Source organism: Micromonospora sp. SCSIO 07396 (assembly GCF_053667945.1).
The window spans coordinates 2,577,383-2,596,794 of record NZ_CM132210.1; the positions used below are offsets into that span (position 1 = coordinate 2,577,383).

Genomic DNA, 19,412 nt, shown 5'->3' on the forward strand with positions numbered 1-19,412 from the left:
CGGTCGGCGGGGCGACGGTCAGAGCCGTTCCACCATCGCGCCCCGGCACCGGTCCCGGGTGTCGAAGACGTACCGGGCGTGCCGGGTGACCAGGTCGTAGTCGAAGCTGTCGTGGTCGGTCACCAGGACCACCGCGTCGGCCGCCGCGACCTCCCGCGCGGTCAGGTCGACCACCACCACCCCGCCCGGGATGTGCTGCGGCTCGGCGTACGGCTCCACCGCGTGCACGTCCGCGCCGAGCGCCTGCAACCGGCGGGCCACGTCGACCGCCGGCGAGTCGCGCATGTCACCCGTGTTCTTCTTGTACGCCAGCCCGAGCAGCAGCAGCCGGGCGCCGTTGACCGGCCGGCCGATCCGGTTCAACCCGGCCATCACCCGCTGGGCCACGTGCTCGGGCATCTGGTGGTTGATGTCGTCGGCCAGCTCGATGAACCGGAAGGGCCGGCCCAGGGTGCGCTTGACCTGCCAGGACAGGTAGCACGGGTCGATCGGCAGGCAGTGCCCGCCGACCCCCGGGCCGGGCCGGAACGGCATGAACCCGAACGGCTTGGACGAGGCGGCCTCGATGGCCTGCCAGGCGTCGATGCCCAGCTGGTGGGAGGCCATCGCCAGCTCGTTGATCAACGCGATGTTGACCTGGCGGAAGGTGTTCTCGATCAGCTTGGTCAGCTCGGCCACCCGGGTGGAGTCCACCGGCACGGTCCGCTCGACCAGCCGCCGGTAGAAGCCGTCCACCCGCTCCAGCGACGCCGCGTCCACCCCGGACACCACTTTCGGGGTGTTCTCCAGCCGCCACGTCGGGTTGCCCGGGTCGATCCGCTCCGGGCTGTAACCGAGGTGGAAGTCACCAGGGCTACGCAGCCCGCTCGCCGCCTCCAGCAGCGGCCGGAGCAGGTCCTCGGTGGTCCCCGGGTAGGTGGTCGACTCCAGCACCACCGTGCAGCCGGGCCGGACGTACGGGCCGACGGCGGTGCCGGCCTGCTCGACGAAGCTCAGATCGGGGACCCCGTCGCGTAGCGGGGTGGGTACGGTGATCACGCAGATGTCGAAGCCCTCGGCGTCCGGGTACTCGGTGCTCGGCCGGTACCGCCCACTGGCCAGGGCCCGGCCCAGCCGGTCGGCCGGAATGTCCTCGACGAAGGACTCGCCGGAGGCGAGCCGCTTGACCCGGTCGGCGTCCACGTCCAACCCGACCACGTCCAGCCCGGCCTCGACGGCGCGCATGGCCAACGGCAGTCCGACGTATCCCTGACCGATGACGACCAGCTTCTGTGCGTTCACCCGGTGCTCCCTGCAAGCGTGTCCTTGCAGGGAGCCTAGATGGCGATATGGCGATCTACGTCCGTTTTGGTGTTCCTGGGTCCTGGGTGTTCCGGGTGTCCCGCGACGACCGGTCAGACACCGGGGGGCACCTGGTTGGTGCCGCCCCCGCCGCCCGCCTCGGTCGGGGTCGCCGTCGGGTCGCTTCCGGGCGGCCCGGTGGTGGGCGGGTCCGACGGGGCGGGCTCGCTGGTGACCGGGTCCGTCGGGGCGGGTGTCGCGGACTTCGTCGGCAGCGGCGGGGACGAGCCGTCCGGCAGCGGCGTCGGGCTGACCGAGACCGACGGGGACGGCTTCTCGTACTGGTTGGTCGGCCGGGGCGGACGCGGTGACTCGTCGGAGCCGGTCTCCTCGACCAGCGCCGGGACCTCCGTCCGTTCGGTGGGCGCCACGGCCGGCCCGGTGCTGCGGATGTTCGGCACCCCGTTGTCGAGCGACTTCGCGGCACCCAACGCCGCGCCGAGCGCCGTCAACGCCACCAGCACCGCGGCCAGCGCGCCGACCAGTGAGCCCCGCCGGCCCCGCCGCGGCCCCGAGCCGACCACGGTCCGCTGGTCGGCCACCGCACCGACGCGGACGTCGTCGGCCCCCGACGGGTCGCGCAACGGCGGCGTCACCAGCGCGGTCGTGCCGGCGGTGTCGTCACCGGCGGCGACGCGGGCGGCGGTGGCCATTGCGGCGCCGGTGGCGAAGCGGTCCGCCGGGTCCTTCTCCAGGGCCCGTGCCACCAGGGCCCGGACCGCCGCCGGGATGTCCGCGGGCAGCTCCGGCGGCTCGTCGTCGAGGTGCCGCACGGCCACCTGGAGGGGGTTGTCCCCGGTGAACGGCGGTTGCCCGGTCAGGCAGCAGTAGGCCACCGCGCCGAGGGCGTAGATGTCGGTCGCGGCCGAGACGGGCCGGCCGGACGCCTGCTCGGGCGCCATGTAGAGGGCGGTGCCCGGCACCGCGTTCGTGCTGGTGATGCTCGTCACATTGGTGGAGCGGGCGACGCCGAAGTCGACGAGCACCACCGTGCCGTCCTCCTGCACCAGCAGGTTGCTCGGCTTGACGTCGCGGTGGACGATGCCGCCGGCGTGCGCGGCGTGCAGGGCCTGGGCGGCCTGGGCGACGACCGACATCGTCTCGGCCACGTCCAGGTGGCCGGCGGACTCGATCCGCCGCGACAGCGGTTCGCCCTCGACGAACTCCATGACCAGGTAGTCGGCCCGGCTGCCGTCGGCGAGCCGGTCCTCACCGCAGTCGAAGACCTGCACGATGCCGGGGTGGCGCAGCGCCGCCATGATCCGCGCCTCGGCGCGGAACCGGGCGATGAAGTCGGGGTCCGAGACGAGCGCCGGCAGCAGCACCTTCACCGCGACCTGGCGACCGAGAACCAGGTCGGTGGCCCGCCACACATCGCCCATGCCGCCGGTGGCGACACGTTCGTCCAGGCGGTAGCGACCGCTGAGCACGACCTCGGATGACAACACCCCCATACCGTACCCAGGGTGCTCCCGTCCGGCAGACGCCGATATCCCTTCCGGTTTTTCGGGGGGCGACCCGTCCAGGTCCCGGCGGGGACCGATCTGACGGGCGGTCACCGGCAACTGACGGGTGGTCACCGGCCGCGCGTCGTGACCTCGCGGCCGGTCCGACCGACGTCACGGGTGGGCGTCCGGACGGTGATCGGTGTTACTCCGACGCGCCGCCAGCGAGATTGATCTATCTCACCCTTTCCGCCCCGTTGACCGCTTGCCTGCGCCCCGCTCCGCCTCCTAGTGTTGCCCCCTCTGGCGCGTCCCGGTGCCGGTACCGCGCCCAGACCCGACGCCGTACTCTCCCGGCGGCGTGCCCGACGGGTCACCCGACCTCCGGTGTCGGGTGCGAGCGGGGCAGCGGGGGGCTGAAGGTGCGCGAAGGGGTCCGCTGGTCGGGCCGGGGTGGCGGCATGTCCGCCGACCGCCGGCCCGGGTCGGTCGGCGGGGCGGCCCGGCCGTGACCGACGACCTGTCCGGGGCGGTCGCGGCGGCGCAGGCCGGCGACGAGGAGTCGTTCCGGGTCCTCTACCGCAGCATCCAGCCGGGCCTGCTGCGCTACCTCACCGCGCTCGTCGGCCCGGACGCCGAGGACGTGGCCTCCGAGACCTGGTTGCAGATCGCCCGGGACCTGTCCCGGTTCACCGGCGGGGAGTTCCGCGCCTGGGCGGTGACCATTGCCCGGAACCGGGCCATGGACCACCTGCGCCGGCAGCGTCGTCGCCCGTCCCTGCCGGTGCCCGTCCAGGACCTCAGCGACCTGGCCGGCGACGCCGACACCGCCGAGCGGGCCGGCGAGACGATCGGCACCGAGTCCGCGCTGGCGTTGATCGCCACCCTGCCGCCCCGGGAGGCGGAGGCGGTGCTGCTGCGGGCGGTGATCGGGCTGGACGCCGAGACCGCCGGCCGGGTGCTCGGCCGGCGGGCGGGCGCGGTCCGCACCGCCGCCCACCGGGGGCTGCGCCGGCTGGCCGCGATGCTGGAACGCGGCGACGCCCCCCGGTCGTCCGACGACGAGCGGGTCACCCCGCCCCGCCCCCGGCCGACGCCGCACGCGTCGCGGGCCGAGCCGGCGGACGGCTGACATGAGGGGAGACTGGATGAACATCCGCCGGTCGGCCCGCTCCGGCCGGCGGGTGAGCCGGGCCGAGGCCGAGCGGCTGCTCGGCCCGACCGCGCCCGGGGTCGCGCCGTCCACCGACGATCCGCTCACCCGGTTGCTGGCCGCAGCCGCCGCACCGGCGCGACCCGACGAGTTCGCCGGTGAGCAGGCGGCGCTGGCGGCGTTCCGGGCCGCGCGGGGCGCGCCGGCACCCGGGCCCGACCCGGCCGGCCGGCGGCGTCCCCGGCTGACCACCGGCGTGGTGGCCTGGATCGCCGGACTGGCCGCCACCGCCACCGCCGGGGTGGCCTTCGCCACCGTGGCCCTCGACCGTCCCGCCGAGCGGACACCCGGACCCGTCCCGTCCGTCACCGGGACCGGATCGGTCCGGCCGTCCCCGTTCCTGTCCGAGCCGTCCCGGCAGACCCCGTCGCGGCGGCCCGGCGGCACCGCGCCCGGCGGCGGCCCCTCGGCCCCACCCGCGCCACCCGGCCCGCCCGCTCCGGGCGGGCCGGCGAACGCCGGCAGGCTGGTCGGGCAGTGCCGGGCGTACCTGGCCAAGCCGCCCGCGCAGCGGGCGAAGGCGTTGACCAGGCCCGGCTTTGCCGACCTGGTGGCCGCCGCAGGTGGGCCCGACCGGGTGGAGGCGTACTGCCGCGCCCTCGTCCCGCAGCGCCCAACGTCCGCTGCGCCCGGCGGTGCGGGCGGCCCGCACGCCACCACCGGTCCACCCGCCACCAGCGGCGGTCCGGCCGGCACCGGCGGCGGGCCCGGCCCCAAGAACTAGTCGAAAAGGCTTCACAATTATTTCTTCCCGTCAGGTCTGCGGGATCGGCCCCCGAGACAGAAGATGGAGGACGGGAGGGCCCACGGCGGCCGTGCCCACCGGCCGGCACGGCCGGACCCTGCGTCGGGAGGAAACCGTCTCGTGGTGACGTCGCCGGGGCTGGACCGGTCGACCGTGCTCGGCGAGGTTGCCGGGGCGGCCGGGCATCTGGCCCGCATCTGCTTCAAGACCGGGCCACCCACCCTCACCGGCGTCGAACTGGAATGGACCGTCCACGACGCCGCCGACCCCGCCCGACCACTGGACCGGGCGCGGCTGCGAGCGGCACTCGGGCCACACAGCCCACCCACCCTGGACGACACCGGCCCGGCCCGCCCCCTGCGGCACGGCAGCACCGTGACCGTCGAGCCGGGCGGCCAGGTGGAGGTGTCCACCCCGCCGCGATCCTCGGTCGCCGCGCTGGTCTCGGCCACCCAGGCCGACATCGACGAACTTGACGCCCTGCTCGCCCGTGCCGGACTGGTGCGCGGGCAGACCGGCATCGACCCGTGGCGGGCCCCCCGCCCGGTGGTCGACACCCCGCGCTACCGCGCGATGCGCTGCGTCTTCGACCGGCGTGGCCCGGCCGGGCAGACCATGATGTACAGCACCGCCGGCCTCCAGGTCTGCCTCGACGTCGGCCCGGCCGCCGGCCTGGCCGAGCGCTGGGCGGCGGTGCACGCGATCGGGCCACCACTGGTGGCCGCCTTCGCCACCGCCGACCGGCACGCCGGCCGGCCCACCGGATGGGCGTCCGCCCGGATGGCCGCCTGGCTGGACATCGACCCGGCCCGCACCGGGCCGGTCTGGTCGGTACACCAGCCGGACCGGGACCCGGTCGCCGCCTGGACGGAGTACGTCCTCGCGGCGCCACTGCTCTGCCTGCGCCACGCCGGCCCGGACTGGACACCGCCGCCCGGGGTCACGTTCGCCGACTGGATCGCCGGGGCGCTGCCCGACCCGCCCACCACCGACGACCTGGACTACCACGTCAGCACCCTTTTCCCACCGGTGCGTCCGCGCGGCTACCTGGAGGTCCGCTACCTCGACGCCCAACCCGGCCGGGACTGGACGCTTCCGCTGGCCGTGCTGACCGCGCTGCTGCGCGACGACCGGACGGTGCGGGCGGCCCGCACGATCGCCGCGCCGGTGGCCGACCGCTGGCGCACCGCCGCCCGGCAGGGGCTGGCCGACCCGGCCCTGGCCAGAGCTGCCGCGGCCCTGCTCGACCTGGCCCGGGAGACGCTGCCGACGTCGGACCTGCCGACCGAGACCCACGACGAGATCGACCGCGGGATCCGCCGACGGATCGCCGCTGCGGAGAGGGGAGACCGGTGACCACCACCGAACGACCGGACGCGCAGGCCGAGCCGCTGCGCAGCCGGATCGCCGCCGAACTGGCCCGGACCCGGGCCCGCACCGACGCCCTGACCGGCGCGGTCGACGACGACGACCTGGTCCGGCAGCACTCGACGCTGATGTCCCCCCTGGTCTGGGACCTCGCCCACGTGGGCAACCAGGAGGAACTGTGGCTGGTCCGCGATGTCGGCGGGCGGGAGCCGGTACGCCGCGACATCGACGACCTGTACGACGCGTTCAAACAGCCCCGCAAGGACCGCCCCGCCCTGCCGCTGCTGCCCCCGGCCGAGGCGCGGGCCTACGTGGCCAGCGTGCGGGACAAGGTGCACGACCTGCTCGACGGGATCCGGTTCACCGACCGGCCGCTGGTCGAAGACGGTTTCGTCTTCGGCATGATCGTGCAGCACGAGCAGCAGCACGACGAGACCATGCTCGCCACCCACCAACTGCGCTCCGGGCCACCGGTGCTCGACGCGCCCCCACCTCCCGAGCCCCGGGCCCGGGTCGCCGCCGAGGTGCTGGTGCCGGCGGGGCCGTTCACCATGGGCACCTCGACCGACCCGTGGGCATTGGACAACGAACGTCCGGCGCACACCGTCGACCTACCCGCGTACGTCATCGACGCCGCGCCGGTCACCAACGGCGCGTACCGGCAGTTCCTCGCCGACGGCGGGTACGACGACCCGCGCTGGTGGAGCGCGGCCGGCTGGCGGCACCGCACCGAGGCCGGGCTGACCGCGCCGATGCACTGGCGACGCGACGGCGACGGCTGGGCGTACCAGCGGTTCGGTCGGTGGGCCCCGGTACGCGACGACGAGCCGGTGGTGCACGTCTGCTGGCACGAGGCGCAGGCGTACGCGCGGTGGGCGGGCAAACGGCTGCCCACCGAGGCGGAGTGGGAGAAGGCGGCCCGCTGGGACCCGGCGACCGGCCGGTCCCGGCGCTGGCCGTGGGGTGACGACGAGCCGACCGCCGAGCACGCCAACCTGGGGCAGCGGCACCTGTGGCCGGCGCCGGTCGGGGCCTACCCGGCGGGTGCCTCGCCGCTCGGCGTACACCAGCTGATCGGCGACGTCTGGGAGTGGACGGCGAGCCCCTTCCACGGCCATCCCGGCTTCGCCGTCTTCCCCTACCGGGAGTACTCCGAGGTGTTCTTCGGCGGCGACTACCGGGTGCTGCGCGGCGGCTCGTTCGGCACCGACCGGGCGGCCTGCCGGGGCACCTTCCGCAACTGGGACCACCCGATCCGGCGGCAGATCTTCAGCGGTTTCCGCTGCGCCCGTGACGCCCACCCCGAGGAGGCCCACGGGTGAGAGGCGGTGTCGCCTGATGTGCCGGCACCTGGCGTACCTCGGCCCCCCGGTGACCCTGCGGTCACTGCTGTACGAGCCGCCGCACTCGCTGGTCCGGCAGTCCTGGGCCCCCCGGGACATGCGTGGTGGTGGGACGGTCAACGCCGACGGCTTCGGCGTCGGCTGGTATCCCGACGGGACGGCCGCTGGCGACGCCGGCGGCACCCGGAACCCGGTGCGGTACCGCCGGGCCGGCCCGATCTGGTCCGACCCGACGCTGCCCGAGCTGGCCGCGGTGACCCGCTCCGGCGCGGTGCTGGCGGCGGTGCGTTCCGGCACCGTCGGTATGCCGGTGCAGGAGAGCGCCGCCGCGCCCTTCGCCGAGGGACGGTGGCTGTTCAGCCACAACGGGGTGGTGCGCGGCTGGCCGGACGCGGTGCTCGGGCCGGCCGGCGGCTTGCCGGTGCGGGACCTGCTCACCCTCGACGCGCCGACCGATTCGGCGCTGCTGTGGGCGCTGGTGCGGCACCGGCTGCGGGCCGGCGCGTCGCCGACCGAGGCGGTCACCGCGACCGTCCGGGAGGTGGCCGCCGCGGCCCCGGGATCACGGCTGAACCTGCTGCTCACCGACGGCGTGTCGGTGGTGGCGAGCGTGTGGGGGCACGCGTTGTCGGTGCGCGCCGACGACCGCACGGCGCTGCTGGCCTCCGAACCGGTGGACGACACGCCCGGCTGGCGGGAGGTGCCCGACCGGCGGTGGGTCCGGGCGGGACCGGACGGCGTGCACGTCGGCGAGCTGGATTGACCCGACCCAACAGCACCTTCGCGATGCAGGGAGAGGACGACATGAGCGCGGAACCGCTGGAGATCTACCTTCAGGAACGGGACCTCGACCGGGCGCTGCGGTCCGACGTGCGGACCGGGCTGGCCGCCGACCCCAAGTGGCTGCCCCCGAAGTGGTTCTACGACGCCCGGGGCAGCGAGTTGTTCGAGGAGATCACCCGGCTGCCGGAGTACTACCCGACAAGGGCGGAACGGACGGTGCTGGCCGTCCGGGCACCCGACATCGCGGCGTCGACCGGGGCGAAGACCCTGATCGAGCTGGGCTCCGGTTCGTCGGAGAAGACCCGGCTGCTGCTCGACGCGTTCACCAGGCACGGTGGGCTGGGCACCTTCGTGCCGCTGGACGTGTCGGTGAGCGCGCTGCGGCAGTCCACCGCGCAGATCGCCACCGACTATCCGCAGCTGCGGGTACGCGGCATCGTCGGCGACTTCACCAGGCACCTCGACCGGCTGCCGACCGGTGGCCGCCGGTTGGTGGTCTTCCTGGGCGGCACCATCGGCAACCTGGTGCCGGCCGAGCGGGCCGACTTCCTGGCGGCCATGCGCTCCGCCCTGGAGCCGGGCGACCATCTGCTCATCGGCACCGACCTGGTCAAGGACCCGGCGGTGATCGTCCCGGCGTACGACGACGCGGCCGGGGTCACCGCCGAGTTCAACCGCAACGTGCTGCGGGTGATCAACCGGGAGTTGGCCGCCGACTTCGACCCGGACGCGTTCGCCCACGTCGCCCGCTGGGACCCGACGCAGGAGTGGATCGAGATGCGGCTACGGGCCCGACGCCCGATGCGGGTCCGCGTCGACGCGCTCGACCTGACCGTCGACTTCGCCGCCGACGAGGAGCTGCGCACGGAGGTGTCGGCGAAGTTCCGGCCGGCGGGGATCGGCGCGGAGCTGACGGCGGCCGGGTTCCTGCCGACGGAGTTCTGGACCGATCCGGCCGGCCTGTTCGGGGTGACCCTGGCCCGCGCCGCCTGACCGTCGGCGGTCAGGCCGGCCGGTCCGCCGCCGACCGGGCCCGACCGTCGGTGACGACACCGCCGGCCCGGTGCGTCGGGGCGTCGATGGGCACCCTCCGGGGTGACGTGACGCACCCGGCACACCGGCCGGTCGGGGCGGTCGGTTAGGCTGACCGCGCGAAGGGGAGTAGCCCCCAATGTCGTGGTCGACACACTGGTGCGTTCCGCACCCGGCCACGCGGCCCCACCAACGGTGGGGCGGGCGAGACCTTCGACTCGGGCTGTCAACACAGCCGGGTCGAGGTCGCCCCGTCACCTCCTCCCGGCCTGATCGGGAAGGTTACTCATGGACGGTTTCCTCGTCGCGCTGGTCGTCAGCTTCGGCGTCATCTTCGTCGCCGAACTGGGGGACAAGTCCCAGCTCATGGCGCTCACGTTCGCCACCCGCTTCAAGACGGTCCCGGTGCTGATCGGCATCACCGTCGCCACCGCGATCGTGCACCTGGCCTCGGTGGCGATCGGGGTCGGCCTGAACGCGGCGCTGCCCACCGGGTGGATCTCGCTGGTCGCCGGCCTGGCGTTCCTCGGCTTCGGCGTCTGGACGCTGCGCGGGGACAAGCTCACCGAGGAGGAGAAGCGCAAGGCGGAGAAGACCGGCAAGTCCGCCATCGTCGCCGTCGGTGTCGCGTTCTTCCTGGCCGAGCTGGGCGACAAGACGATGCTCGCCACCATCACCCTGGCCACCAAGTACGGCTGGTTCGGCACCTGGCTCGGCTCGACGCTGGGCATGGTGGCTGCCGACGCGCTGGCCATCCTGGTCGGCCGGCTGCTCGGCCGGCACCTGCCGGAGCGGACCATCCGGTACGGCGCGGCGGTGCTCTTCGCCATCTGCGGCCTGTGGCTGATCCTGGAGGCGGTACGGGAGCTGTCCTGACTAGCCGCGGTGCGGGCGGGTAACGCCACCCGGTGGGGGTCGACGAACTGCTGCGCCACGGCGACGCGGTCGTGGTGGGGGTCGTGGAGACCATCGGCGCGGCCGTCATCGTCGTCGGCGCGCTCTGGGCGGCGCTGCGGATCGTGGTCGAGGGGCTGCGGCACCGCAGCGCCGCCGTGTTCACCCCGATCCGGCTCTCCCTCGGCCGCTTCCTCACCCTCGGCCTGGAGTTCCAGCTCGCGGCGGACATCCTGCGGACCGCGGTCTCACCGACCTTCGCCCAGCTCGGTCAGCTGGCGGCGATCGCCACCATCCGGACCGCGCTGAACGTGGTGCTGCGCCGGGAGATCGCCCAGGAGAAACGGCAGGTGGAAGCCGGTGACGGGCCGCGCCCCGACCCACAGCCGGCGTCGGGCGGCAGTGGCGGGACCCCCGGATGACCGACCTCGCGGTGCTGCTCGCCACGGTGGTGAGCACGCTCGCCCTCGGCGTCGGCGGTGTGGTGCTGCTGACCGTCGGATCCTGGCGGACCGCCCTGCGGGTCCTGCTGGACCTGCTGGTCGCGGCGGGCCTGCTACGGCTGGCCGGCGGGCCGGGCTGGACGGCGCTGGCATCGGCGGTCGCGGTCGTCGTGCTGCGCCGGATGCTCTGGTCGGGTCTCGCCCCGGCGTCGCCGGCCGCGCCGCCGACTACCGACCCCCCGCCGTGGGTAAGCCGAGCACATCCCCACCGGGGGCAGCAGGGCACGAACCGGACGTGTGACGGAAGGATTCCGCTATGAGCCGGCACGACGAGCCGAACGAGTACGGCTTCGCGGGCGGGGCGACCGCTCCGCAACCCCCGCCGGGTGGACGCCCCGACGAGCAGGACCGGGCCGAGGCGGTCGCGGTGCCGGGTGACGACCTGACCGGGTCGGCCACCGAGGCGCTGGAGGCGACCGAACCGGACGAGCGGGACGACGCGGCCCGGCGACGCCGCTGACCGGCCGGCCACCGTCCGCCCGGCGGCACACACCGGGCGGACGGTGGGTTCAGCGTGGTGAGGGCAGGGTGGACAACCGGGCGGTGTCGTCGACCCGGGCGAGGTGCCCGTCGCAGCATGCCGCGAGTCGTTTGACCAGTTCGTCCGGGTCGCCGTACGGGTCGAGCCCGGCCAGTCCGGCCGGGTCGAGCGCGGGGACCCGGACGTGGGAGATGAGCGGGTGCAGCGGCCGGCTGTCGATCTCGTCGACGCCGAACAGGTCCTCGTGCAGCTTCTCCCCGGGGCGCAGGCCGGTGTAGACGATCTCGGGGGGCTGGGCCGCCTCGGCCGCCAGCCGCTGGGCCACCTCGGCGATGCGTACCGGCTCGCCCATGTCGAGCACCAGCGCCTCCCCGCCCCGGCCGACGACGGCTGCCTGGAGCACCAGGTGCACCGCTTCCTGCACGGTCATGAAGTAGCGGGTCACGTCCGGGTGGGTGACGGTGATCGGCAGCCCGGCCCGGACCTGGGCCTGGAAGGCGGTGAGCACCGAACCCCGGCTGCTGAGCACGTTGCCGAACCGGACGCTGAGGAACGCCGCGCCGTACCGCTCGGCGTAGTGCGCGGTCAGCCGCTCGGTGATCCGCTTGGAGTAGCCCAGGACGCTGATCGGGTTGGCGGCCTTGTCGGTGGAGATGTTCACGAACTCGGCGACGTCGCGGCATGCCTCCAGCACGTTCAGCGTGCCCTGGACGTTGGTCTTGACCGCCTCGCCCGGGTGCCGCTGCAACAGGGTGAGGTGTTTGAGGGCGGCGGCGTGGAAGACGATGTCGGGCCGCCGTTCGGCGATGATCCGGGCGATCCGGTCGGCGTCGCGCAGGTCGGCGAGGATCAGTTCCGGCCCGTCCAGCAGCGCCCGGCCGTGCAGCGACATCTGTAGCGCGTGCAGCGCCGACTCGTCGCGGTCGAGCATCATCAGCTCGCCGGGGTCGCAGCGGGCGATCTGCCGGCACAGCTCGGAGCCGATCGAGCCGCCCGCGCCGGTGACCAGGACCCGGCGTCCGGCGAGCCCGTTGCGCTCCACCGGCAGGTCGGCCACCCGCTGGGCGCGTCCGAGCAGGTCGGTGAGTTGCAGGTCGCGCACGGCGTGCGCGGTGACCGGGCGGTCCAGCAGTTCGCGTACGGGCGGCAGCACCTTGAACGCGGCACCGGCCTGCAGGGTGCGGCTGCGGACGTCGCGCATCAGCTCGGCGTCCGAGCCGTTGATCGAGAAGATCACCGTGCCGGCCCGGGTGCTGCGGACGGCCTGGATCAGTTGCTCCCGGCCGCCGAGTACCCGTAGCCCGGCCACCCGCAGTCCCTGCCGTTCGGGGTCGTCGTCGAGCAGTCCCACCGGCAGGTATCCGCTGGTCGGGTCGCCGAGCAGCACCCGGACGAGGCGTTCGCTGGCCGCGTCGACCCCGTAGATCAGGGTCCGGTCGGCCGAGCGGGCGGGTCGGGCGTCGCGGTCGCGCCGCCACCGGTAGGTGACCCGGCCGGCCCCCATCAGCAGCAACGCCACGGCGGCGCCGAGGATCGGCACGCTGGCCGGGATGGGCCGTTCGGCCATCGGCAGCAGCGCGGCCAGCGCCACGGCGGCGGCCAGCGCGACGGTCCCGCCCAGGTCGCGGGCCTCGCCGACGCTGCCGACCGGGTGCCGGCCCCGGGCGGTGAACCGGACCTGTTCGAGCGCCGCGTGGATCACCGCGCACACGCCGGCGGCGCCGAGGGCCAGGGCGCACTGCCGGGGGGTGATGCCGAACTCGTACCGGGCCCAGGAGGCGACCAGGAAACCCGCGCACCAGGAAGCGGTGTCGAGCGTTAGCAAGGACAGGGCCTTCGCGCGTCGCGTGACCCAGTCGCGCCGCTGGCTGGGGTCGTCGTCGGGCCGGGGGTCTACGTGGTTCATTGGCGTCCTCTGCGTTTTGTTCCGTGATTGCGAGGATTCGGCACTGACAAGCGGTTTGTATCGTATACGTTGTTTTTGCAACTTAAGGGACTACTCGCTGCGTTTAGATACTCTCACGCCGTTATAGGAACCTAGGGAGACTTCGTGCTTTTTCACCAGCTGGCCGTTCCGCCGGAACGGAGGGCGTGATGGACGTCCGCACCTGCCTGCGCCTGGTCCGCCGACACTGGTGGATCGTCCTGGTCACGCTGATGCTGACGGTCGGCTCGGCGGCGCTGGTCACGGTCCGCACGGCGCCCCGGTACGTGGCTTCGGTGACCTTCTTCGTCACCGCCCCCAACCAGGGCGTGAGCAACGCCTACCAGGGCGAACTCTTCCTCCAGCAGCGGGTCAAGTCGTATGCCGACCTGCTGCGCAGCGACCGTCTGGCGCAGGCCGTGGTCGCCGACTCCGGCCTCGGCCTCACCGCCGACGACATCCAACGCCGGGTCGCCACCTCGACCGAGCCGGGCACCGTGCTGCTGCGGGCCAGCGTCACCGACACCGACCAGACCCGGGCCATGAAGGTCACCGAGGCGCTGTCGGCCAAGTTCGTCGAGCTGGTCTCGAAGATCGAGACCACCTCGGACGGCAAGGCCGGACCGACCCGGATCGAGGTGGTGGGCGGCCCCCGGGTCAGCGCCAGCCCGGTCTCCCCGCAGCCCAACCGCAACCTCGCCCTCGGCGTCCTGGTCGGGCTCCTGCTCGGCGTGGCGCTCGCCGTGCTGCGCGGCATGGTCGACGTCCGGCTGCGTGACGCCGCCGGCCTGCAACGCGCGACCGGCAGTCCGCTGCTCGGCGACATCCCGTTCGACCAGGGGGCCAAGGCGGCGCCACTGATCGTCGGCGAGGCGGCGACCTCGGCCCGGGCGGAGGCGGTCCGCAAGCTGCGGACCAACCTGCGCTTCGTGGACGTGCACGAGCCGGCCCGGGTGATCGCGGTGACCAGCGCGTTGCAGGGGGAGGGGAAGACCACCCTGTCCTGCAACCTGGCGATCGCGCTGGCCGAGGCGGGCTGGCGGGTGCTGCTGGTCGACGCCGACCTGCGTCGTCCCAAGGTCGCCGACTACCTCGGCGTCGACGGCGGCGTCGGGCTCACCGACGTGCTCGTCGGCGACGTCCAGGTCGGTGACGTGGTGCAGCGCTGGGGCGACAAGTCCCTGCTGGTGCTGCCCAGCGGCTCGACCCCGCCGAACCCGAGCGAGCTGTTGGGGTCCAAGTCGATGGCCGACCTGCTCCTGTCGTTGCGTGAGTCCGCCGACATCGTGGTGATCGACACCGCGCCTCTGCTGGCCGTCACCGACGGCGTGGTGGTGGCCGTGCAGGCCGACGGCGCGTTGCTCGTCACCCAGCAGGGGCGTACCTCGCGCGCCCAGGCCGCCGCGGCGGCCCGGTCCCTGCACTCGGTGTCGGTGCGACTGCTCGGGTGTGTGCTCAACATGGCCAAGGTGGCCCGTGCGGACGCCTACCAGTACGAGGCGTACCGGATCGCCACCGCGTCGCCGGCGTCGGTGCCTGCCGACCGGGCCACCGCTGCCCACCGCGACGACCAGGGGCTGCACCCGGCCGCAGACCGTACGCAGGAACTCACCCGGCTGCCGCGATGAGTGCCGCCGCCGGGCCGGCCGGGTCGCCTGCGGGTGGGGCGACGCGCGGACCCCGCGGGTCGGGGGCGACGGTCCGCCGTCGCTCCCCGGCCCGGGGCCGCGCCGGCCGGCCGGCCGGTCACCACCACCTCGCTGGTACGCAGGGGGGAGCGCGGCGATGAGGGTCGGAATCCTGTCGTACCACTTCCCGCCGGAACCGGCCTTCATCCCCGGCAGCCTCGCCGAGGAGCTGGCCCGGCGCGGACACGAGGTGCGGGTGCTGACCGGCTTCCCGGACTATCCCGGCGGCCACGTCTATCCCGGGTGGCGGCAGCGTTGGCGGCATCTGACCCACAGTGAGCGGCTGACGGTGCGGCGGGTGCCCCGCTATGCCGGCGGCGACGCCTCGCCCACCGCCCGGATGGCCGGCTACCTCTCCTTCGCCGGCAGCGCGGCGCTCGCCGGACGGCGTTACCTGGCCGGCGTCGACGTGCTCTACGTCTTCCAGTTCCCCGCGACCAGCTTCGCCGTGGCCGGGCTGCTGCGGCTGCTCGGCCGGGTGCCCACCGTGCTGCACGTGCAGGATCTCTGGACCGGGGAGGCCGCGGCCGAACCGCAGCGACCCGGGCGGATCACCACCACCATGCGCCGGGTGCTGCGGGCGGCCGACGCGGTGGCGGTCACCGCCCCCTCGATGCGGGACCTGGTGCTCGCCGACGGGGTCGCCGAAGACCGGGTGCGTACCGTGCCCAACTGGACCGACGAGCGGATCTTCCAACCGGTGCGTGCCGGCCGGGCCGCCCAGGCGCTGGTCCGTGGGGACGCGCGCTGCGTCGTCATGCACGCCGGCACGATCGGTGAACGGCAGGGCCTGGAGACGGCGGTCCGGGCGGCCGCGGCGCTGCCCGACCGGATGGATCTGGTGCTGGTCGGCTCCGGGGCGCAGGAACGGCGGGTCCGGGGGCTGGCCGGCGACCTCGGGGCCGGCAACGTGCGGTTCCTCGACCGGCGGTCGCCGTGGGAGATGCCCGAGTTGTACGCCGCCGCCGACTACCAGCTGGTGACCCTGCGGGATCTGCCGGAACTGAACGGGACGGTGCCGAGCAAGGTGCAGTCCGCACTGGCCTGTGCCGCCCCGCTGGTCGCCTCGGCCGGGGGTGACACCGCGGCGCTGGTGGAGCGGGCCCGGGCCGGGCTGTCCTGCCCGCCCGAGGACTGGGCCGCGCTGGCCGACCGGTTCTGGCTGGCCAGCACGATCCCACCGCCCGCGCGGGCGGAGATGGGGCGGCGGGGGCGGGAGACCTACCTGCGGGAGATGTCGCTGCGGGCCGGGGTGGACCGGATCGAGTCGTTGCTGCGGGACGTGGCGTCCCCCCGGGTGCCTGCCGGGAAATCCCTGGCGTAGTGACCCAAGTACGAAAATTCGGTAACAGCATGACAGCGGTATTTTTCGTGCTACAAAGCTCATGAATGGTCATATCGCCCGAAAGTGAGAGCGGGGCAACGGGTGGCGGAGAGCGGTAGGCCGCGCAGCGGCCGACGGAGACTACGGCGGCGGACCCGGCGACGGGTCCGCCGGGCCCTGCTGGTCTGCCTGGTCGTCGGGTCGGTGCTGCTCGGTGCCGCCGGTTGGGTGGGGTTCCGCGGCTGGCAGGCACGCGCCCACCTGGTCAACGCGGCCGGGCTCGCCCGGGAGCTGAGCACCCAGGTGGTCGATGGTGACCTCGACCGGGCCCGGCGTACGTTGGCGGCGTTGCAGGAGCAGGCCGGGGCGGCCCGGACCGCCACCGGGGACCCCGGCTGGCAGCTCGCCCGGCACACCCCGTACGCCGGGGACGACGTGGCGGCCGTGCGGACCATCGCGGTGGCCATCGACGACCTGGCCCGGGAGGCGTTTCCGGCGCTGCTGCGCACCGACCTGACCACGTTGGTGCCGACCGAGGGACGGCTGGACCTGGCCCGGCTGCGGGCCGCCTCGGCGGACCTGACCGCCGCCGACGCCGCCGTGCGCCGGTCCCGGGCCGGCCTCGACGCGGTACCCGCCGAGGACCTGGTCAGTCAGCTCGGCACGGCGCTGACCGAGCTGCGGGCGGAGATCGACAGACTGGCCGGGCTGACCGGCGCGGCGGACCGGGGCGCCCGGGTGCTGCCCGCCCTGCTCGGCGCGGACGGTCCCCGCACCTACCTGCTGCTCTCGCAGAACCTCGCCGAGCTGCGCGCCACCGGCGGGATGTTCGGCGCGTACGCGGTGATCCACGCCGACGACGGGCGGATCCGGATGCGCGAGCAGGGCACCAGCGCCCAGTTCGGGCGGTTCACCCCCGCGCTGCGGGTGGACGACGAGGTGCGCCGGCTCTACACCGACCTGCCGGGCATCTATCCGGCCGACGTCAACCTGAGTCCGAACTTCCCGGCCGCCGCGAAGCTCTACCGCGAGATGTACCGGCGGCACAGCGGGGTGACCGTCGACGGGGTGCTGACCGTCGACCCGGTGATGCTGTCCTACCTGCTCCAGGCCACCGGCCCGGTGCAGGTGCCCGGCGACGCCACCCTGGTCAGCACCCAGGTGGTGCGCACCCTGCTCAGCGATGCCTACCAGGGCCGCGACGACACCGGGCAGGACGCCTTCTTCGCCGCCTCGGCCTCTGCGGTGTTCGATGCCTTCCTCACGAAGAAGGTCAACCCAAGAGTGCTTTTGTCGGCTTTAGACCGCTCCATCACGGAAAGACGGATACTGTTCTGGAGTGCCCGATCCACGGAACAGCGGACGTTCGCCGACACCCGGCTCGCCGGTGCGCTTCCCGAACAGGAGAGCACCCCGACCGTCGGGGTCTTCCTCAACGACGGCAGCGGCGCGAAGCTCGGCTACTACCTGCGGCCGACGGCGATCCTCACCGCCGGTGACTGTGCCGACGAGGGGCGGCGGCAGCTCAAGCTGCGCTTCACCCTGCACTCCTCGGCCCCCGACTCGGGTCTGGCCAAGTCCGTGCTCGGCCTCGGCATGGCCGGTGACCCGTACACGGCCCGGACCCTGATCTCCATCTACAGCCCGGCGGGCGGCACGGTGCTCAGCGCCCGGGTCGACGGAAAACCGACCTCGCTGGGCAGTGGGATCGAGCGTCGGCGGCAGGTGGTCATCGCCACCGTCGACGTCGCCCCCGGCGCCACCCGGACCCTCGACGTGGACCTGCTCACCGGCAGGAACACCACCGGCACCCCCGAACTGTGGCACACACCGACCGCCACCCCATGGACCACCCAAGTAGTTCCCGCACCTAGCTGCAAACAGTAGGAGGAGACCATCATGCGGCTATCCCGCATTCTCATGGCGCTGACGGTCGGTCTGGCCATCGTGGCCGTGCCGACCGCCGCGGGGGCTGCTCAGCCGCAGCCACCCGCCGACAGCACGCCGCAGCCGCCACCGTATCCGCCCGTCACGCCCTCGCTGACGGCCAACCCGACGACCATCTTCCTCGGTGAGACGGTGGTGCTCACCGGCACCGGCTTCGGGCCGAACGAGATCGTCGACATCGACGTCACCGTGGCGCCCCTCGCCGCGGCCGTTCCGGGGCAGGCCCCGGCCCGACGCAGCGACGGCACCACCGTCGCGATGGTGAAGGTCGACTATTCGCAGCCGCAGCCCGCGCCGCGGCACTTCACGGCGCAGACCGACGCGAACGGCAACTTCACCGTGAGCTACCGGCCGAGCGACGTCGGGCGGATCACCTTCACGGCGACGGGGCGCACCTCGGGCCGTACGGCCAGCACGACGATCACCGTGCTGCCGAAGAAGAAGCCGCACCCGCACCTGCCGGTGACCGGTGACAACCTGAGCACACCGCTGAAGGTCGGCGGCGGGCTGGTCGGCGCCGGTGTGGTGCTGATGCTCACCGCGTTCGGCTGGCGGCGTCGCCAACGGTTCGGCATGACCCGCTGACCCGGAACCGCTGCGGTACCCGGTGCCCGTCGGACCATCCGGTCCGGCGGGCACCGTCCGTCCCGGGTGTGCCGTGACCGCCCCCACGCACGGACCGTCACCCCCGTCCGGTTCACTGGACGGGTGGACGAGGTGATCTGGAACGCGGCCCGTGCCGCCCGCGCCTGGCTGGACGCCGCGAACGGCACCGACCAGACGGAGCTGACCTGCCGCATCCTCAAGCTCGGCGAGGAGGTCGGGGAGGCGGCCGGCGCGTGGATCGGCGCGCTCGGCCAGAACCCCCGCAAGGGGGTCACCCACAGCCACGAGGAGGTGGCCGCCGAGTTGGCCGACGTGGTCTTCACCGCTCTGGTCGCCATCGAGAGCCTGGGCCTGGACGCCCGGTCGGTGGTGGCCGCCTGCGCCGCGAAGGTCGAGTCCCGGATCACCACCTGACCACCTGCGGCCCGGGTGGGTGGTATGCCCCCAGCGCCGGTGCGACGGTTGTCCGGTATCGCCCGGTCCGACCCCGGTCGCCGTGACCGGCGGCACCCGCCGGCCGGAATCCCGACCGGGCCCCCGGCGTTACACCATCCGTACGACCGCAGCAGCACCCCCGGGCCGCCCGACGCCCCGGCCGCCGGCGGAATGACCCGGCACGACGGTCGTTACACCTCGGTACGACCGCAGCAGCACCCCGGCCCACCCCGCACCAGCTGCGGGAATGACCCCGGGACCCCGGTCGTTACATCTGACCCCGGCACGAGCGGCAACCACCCCGGCCGGGAACCCCTGAACATCCCTTTCCCCGCACGAG

18 protein-coding genes are annotated in these 19,412 nt (G+C 73.9%); 15 read left to right on the plus strand and 3 right to left on the minus strand.

The window, feature by feature from the left end; translation table 11 throughout:
- Positions 1-18: 18 nt before the first annotated feature.
- A complete protein-coding gene (locus ACWCHM_RS10900) occupies positions 19-1,281 on the minus strand; it encodes a nucleotide sugar dehydrogenase (RefSeq protein ID WP_204960659.1) in 1,263 nt (420 codons plus the stop codon).
- 113 nt (positions 1,282-1,394) lie between these two features.
- Positions 1,395-2,795, minus strand: a complete 1,401-nt coding sequence (locus ACWCHM_RS10905; RefSeq protein ID WP_204960660.1) for a serine/threonine-protein kinase — start codon at positions 2,793-2,795, stop codon at positions 1,395-1,397.
- Between the two features lie 499 nt (positions 2,796-3,294).
- Here ACWCHM_RS10905 and ACWCHM_RS10910 point away from each other — a divergent pair, with 499 nt between their 5' ends.
- The 10 genes from ACWCHM_RS10910 (at position 3,295) to ACWCHM_RS10955 (ending at position 11,127) form a co-directional block, all read left to right on the plus strand.
- The gene (locus ACWCHM_RS10910) at positions 3,295-3,918 is read left to right on the plus strand and encodes an RNA polymerase sigma factor (protein WP_421488282.1); all 624 of its coding nucleotides are present in this window, start codon (positions 3,295-3,297) and stop codon (positions 3,916-3,918) included.
- 16 nt (positions 3,919-3,934) lie between these two features.
- Positions 3,935-4,723 (plus strand): hypothetical protein, encoded by a 789-nt coding sequence (locus ACWCHM_RS10915; protein ID WP_204960662.1) that lies wholly within the window; start codon positions 3,935-3,937, stop codon positions 4,721-4,723.
- A 141-nt stretch (positions 4,724-4,864) separates the two neighbouring features.
- Positions 4,865-6,100: an ergothioneine biosynthesis glutamate--cysteine ligase EgtA gene (gene egtA, locus ACWCHM_RS10920; RefSeq protein ID WP_454222313.1), complete on the plus strand. Its 1,236-nt coding sequence runs from the start codon at positions 4,865-4,867 to the stop codon at positions 6,098-6,100.
- Entirely contained in the window at positions 6,097-7,434 is a 1,338-nt protein-coding gene (egtB, locus tag ACWCHM_RS10925; RefSeq protein WP_281897221.1) for an ergothioneine biosynthesis protein EgtB, read from the plus strand. The genes egtA and egtB overlap by 4 nt, the downstream gene beginning before the upstream one ends.
- A 16-nt stretch (positions 7,435-7,450) precedes the next feature.
- Positions 7,451-8,218 carry an ergothioneine biosynthesis protein EgtC gene (gene egtC, locus ACWCHM_RS10930; protein ID WP_204960665.1) on the plus strand — a complete coding sequence of 256 codons (768 nt, stop codon included), beginning with the start codon at positions 7,451-7,453 and terminating at the stop codon, positions 8,216-8,218.
- A gap of 41 nt (positions 8,219-8,259) precedes the next feature.
- Entirely contained in the window at positions 8,260-9,231 is a 972-nt protein-coding gene (gene egtD, locus ACWCHM_RS10935; RefSeq protein WP_454222314.1) for an L-histidine N(alpha)-methyltransferase, read from the plus strand.
- Positions 9,232-9,558: 327 nt separating this feature from the next.
- Complete coding sequence (locus ACWCHM_RS10940; protein WP_204960667.1) at positions 9,559-10,146, plus strand: TMEM165/GDT1 family protein; 588 nt, start codon at positions 9,559-9,561, stop codon at positions 10,144-10,146.
- A 32-nt stretch (positions 10,147-10,178) separates the two neighbouring features.
- Positions 10,179-10,586, plus strand: a complete 408-nt coding sequence (locus tag ACWCHM_RS10945) for a DUF1622 domain-containing protein (protein WP_204960668.1) — start codon at positions 10,179-10,181, stop codon at positions 10,584-10,586.
- The gene (locus ACWCHM_RS10950; protein WP_421488287.1) at positions 10,583-10,927 is read left to right on the plus strand and encodes a hypothetical protein; all 345 of its coding nucleotides are present in this window, start codon (positions 10,583-10,585) and stop codon (positions 10,925-10,927) included. The genes ACWCHM_RS10945 and ACWCHM_RS10950 overlap by 4 nt, the downstream gene beginning before the upstream one ends.
- Positions 10,924-11,127, plus strand: a complete 204-nt coding sequence (locus ACWCHM_RS10955; RefSeq protein ID WP_204960670.1) for a hypothetical protein — start codon at positions 10,924-10,926, stop codon at positions 11,125-11,127. Before ACWCHM_RS10950 ends, ACWCHM_RS10955 begins: the two co-directional genes overlap by 4 nt.
- Before the next feature lie 49 nt (positions 11,128-11,176).
- Here ACWCHM_RS10955 and ACWCHM_RS10960 read toward each other — a convergent pair whose 3' ends face one another.
- Positions 11,177-13,054, minus strand: a complete 1,878-nt coding sequence (locus tag ACWCHM_RS10960) for a polysaccharide biosynthesis protein (RefSeq protein ID WP_454222315.1) — start codon at positions 13,052-13,054, stop codon at positions 11,177-11,179.
- Positions 13,055-13,242: 188 nt separating this feature from the next.
- Between ACWCHM_RS10960 and ACWCHM_RS10965 the strand changes: the two genes are divergently transcribed.
- From ACWCHM_RS10965 to ACWCHM_RS10985, 5 genes are all read left to right on the plus strand, one after another.
- Positions 13,243-14,700, plus strand: a complete 1,458-nt coding sequence (locus tag ACWCHM_RS10965; protein ID WP_454222316.1) for a polysaccharide biosynthesis tyrosine autokinase — start codon at positions 13,243-13,245, stop codon at positions 14,698-14,700.
- Between the two features lie 157 nt (positions 14,701-14,857).
- The gene (locus tag ACWCHM_RS10970) at positions 14,858-16,084 is read left to right on the plus strand and encodes a glycosyltransferase family 4 protein (RefSeq protein ID WP_454222317.1); all 1,227 of its coding nucleotides are present in this window, start codon (positions 14,858-14,860) and stop codon (positions 16,082-16,084) included.
- An 84-nt stretch (positions 16,085-16,168) separates the two neighbouring features.
- Positions 16,169-17,971 (plus strand): DUF4012 domain-containing protein, encoded by a 1,803-nt coding sequence (locus ACWCHM_RS10975; protein WP_454222318.1) that lies wholly within the window; start codon positions 16,169-16,171, stop codon positions 17,969-17,971.
- 12 nt (positions 17,972-17,983) lie between these two features.
- Positions 17,984-18,616 (plus strand): hypothetical protein, encoded by a 633-nt coding sequence (locus tag ACWCHM_RS10980; RefSeq protein WP_204960674.1) that lies wholly within the window; start codon positions 17,984-17,986, stop codon positions 18,614-18,616.
- A 123-nt stretch (positions 18,617-18,739) separates the two neighbouring features.
- A complete protein-coding gene (locus ACWCHM_RS10985) occupies positions 18,740-19,051 on the plus strand; it encodes a MazG-like family protein (RefSeq protein WP_454222319.1) in 312 nt (103 codons plus the stop codon).
- Positions 19,052-19,412: the final 361 nt, after the last annotated feature.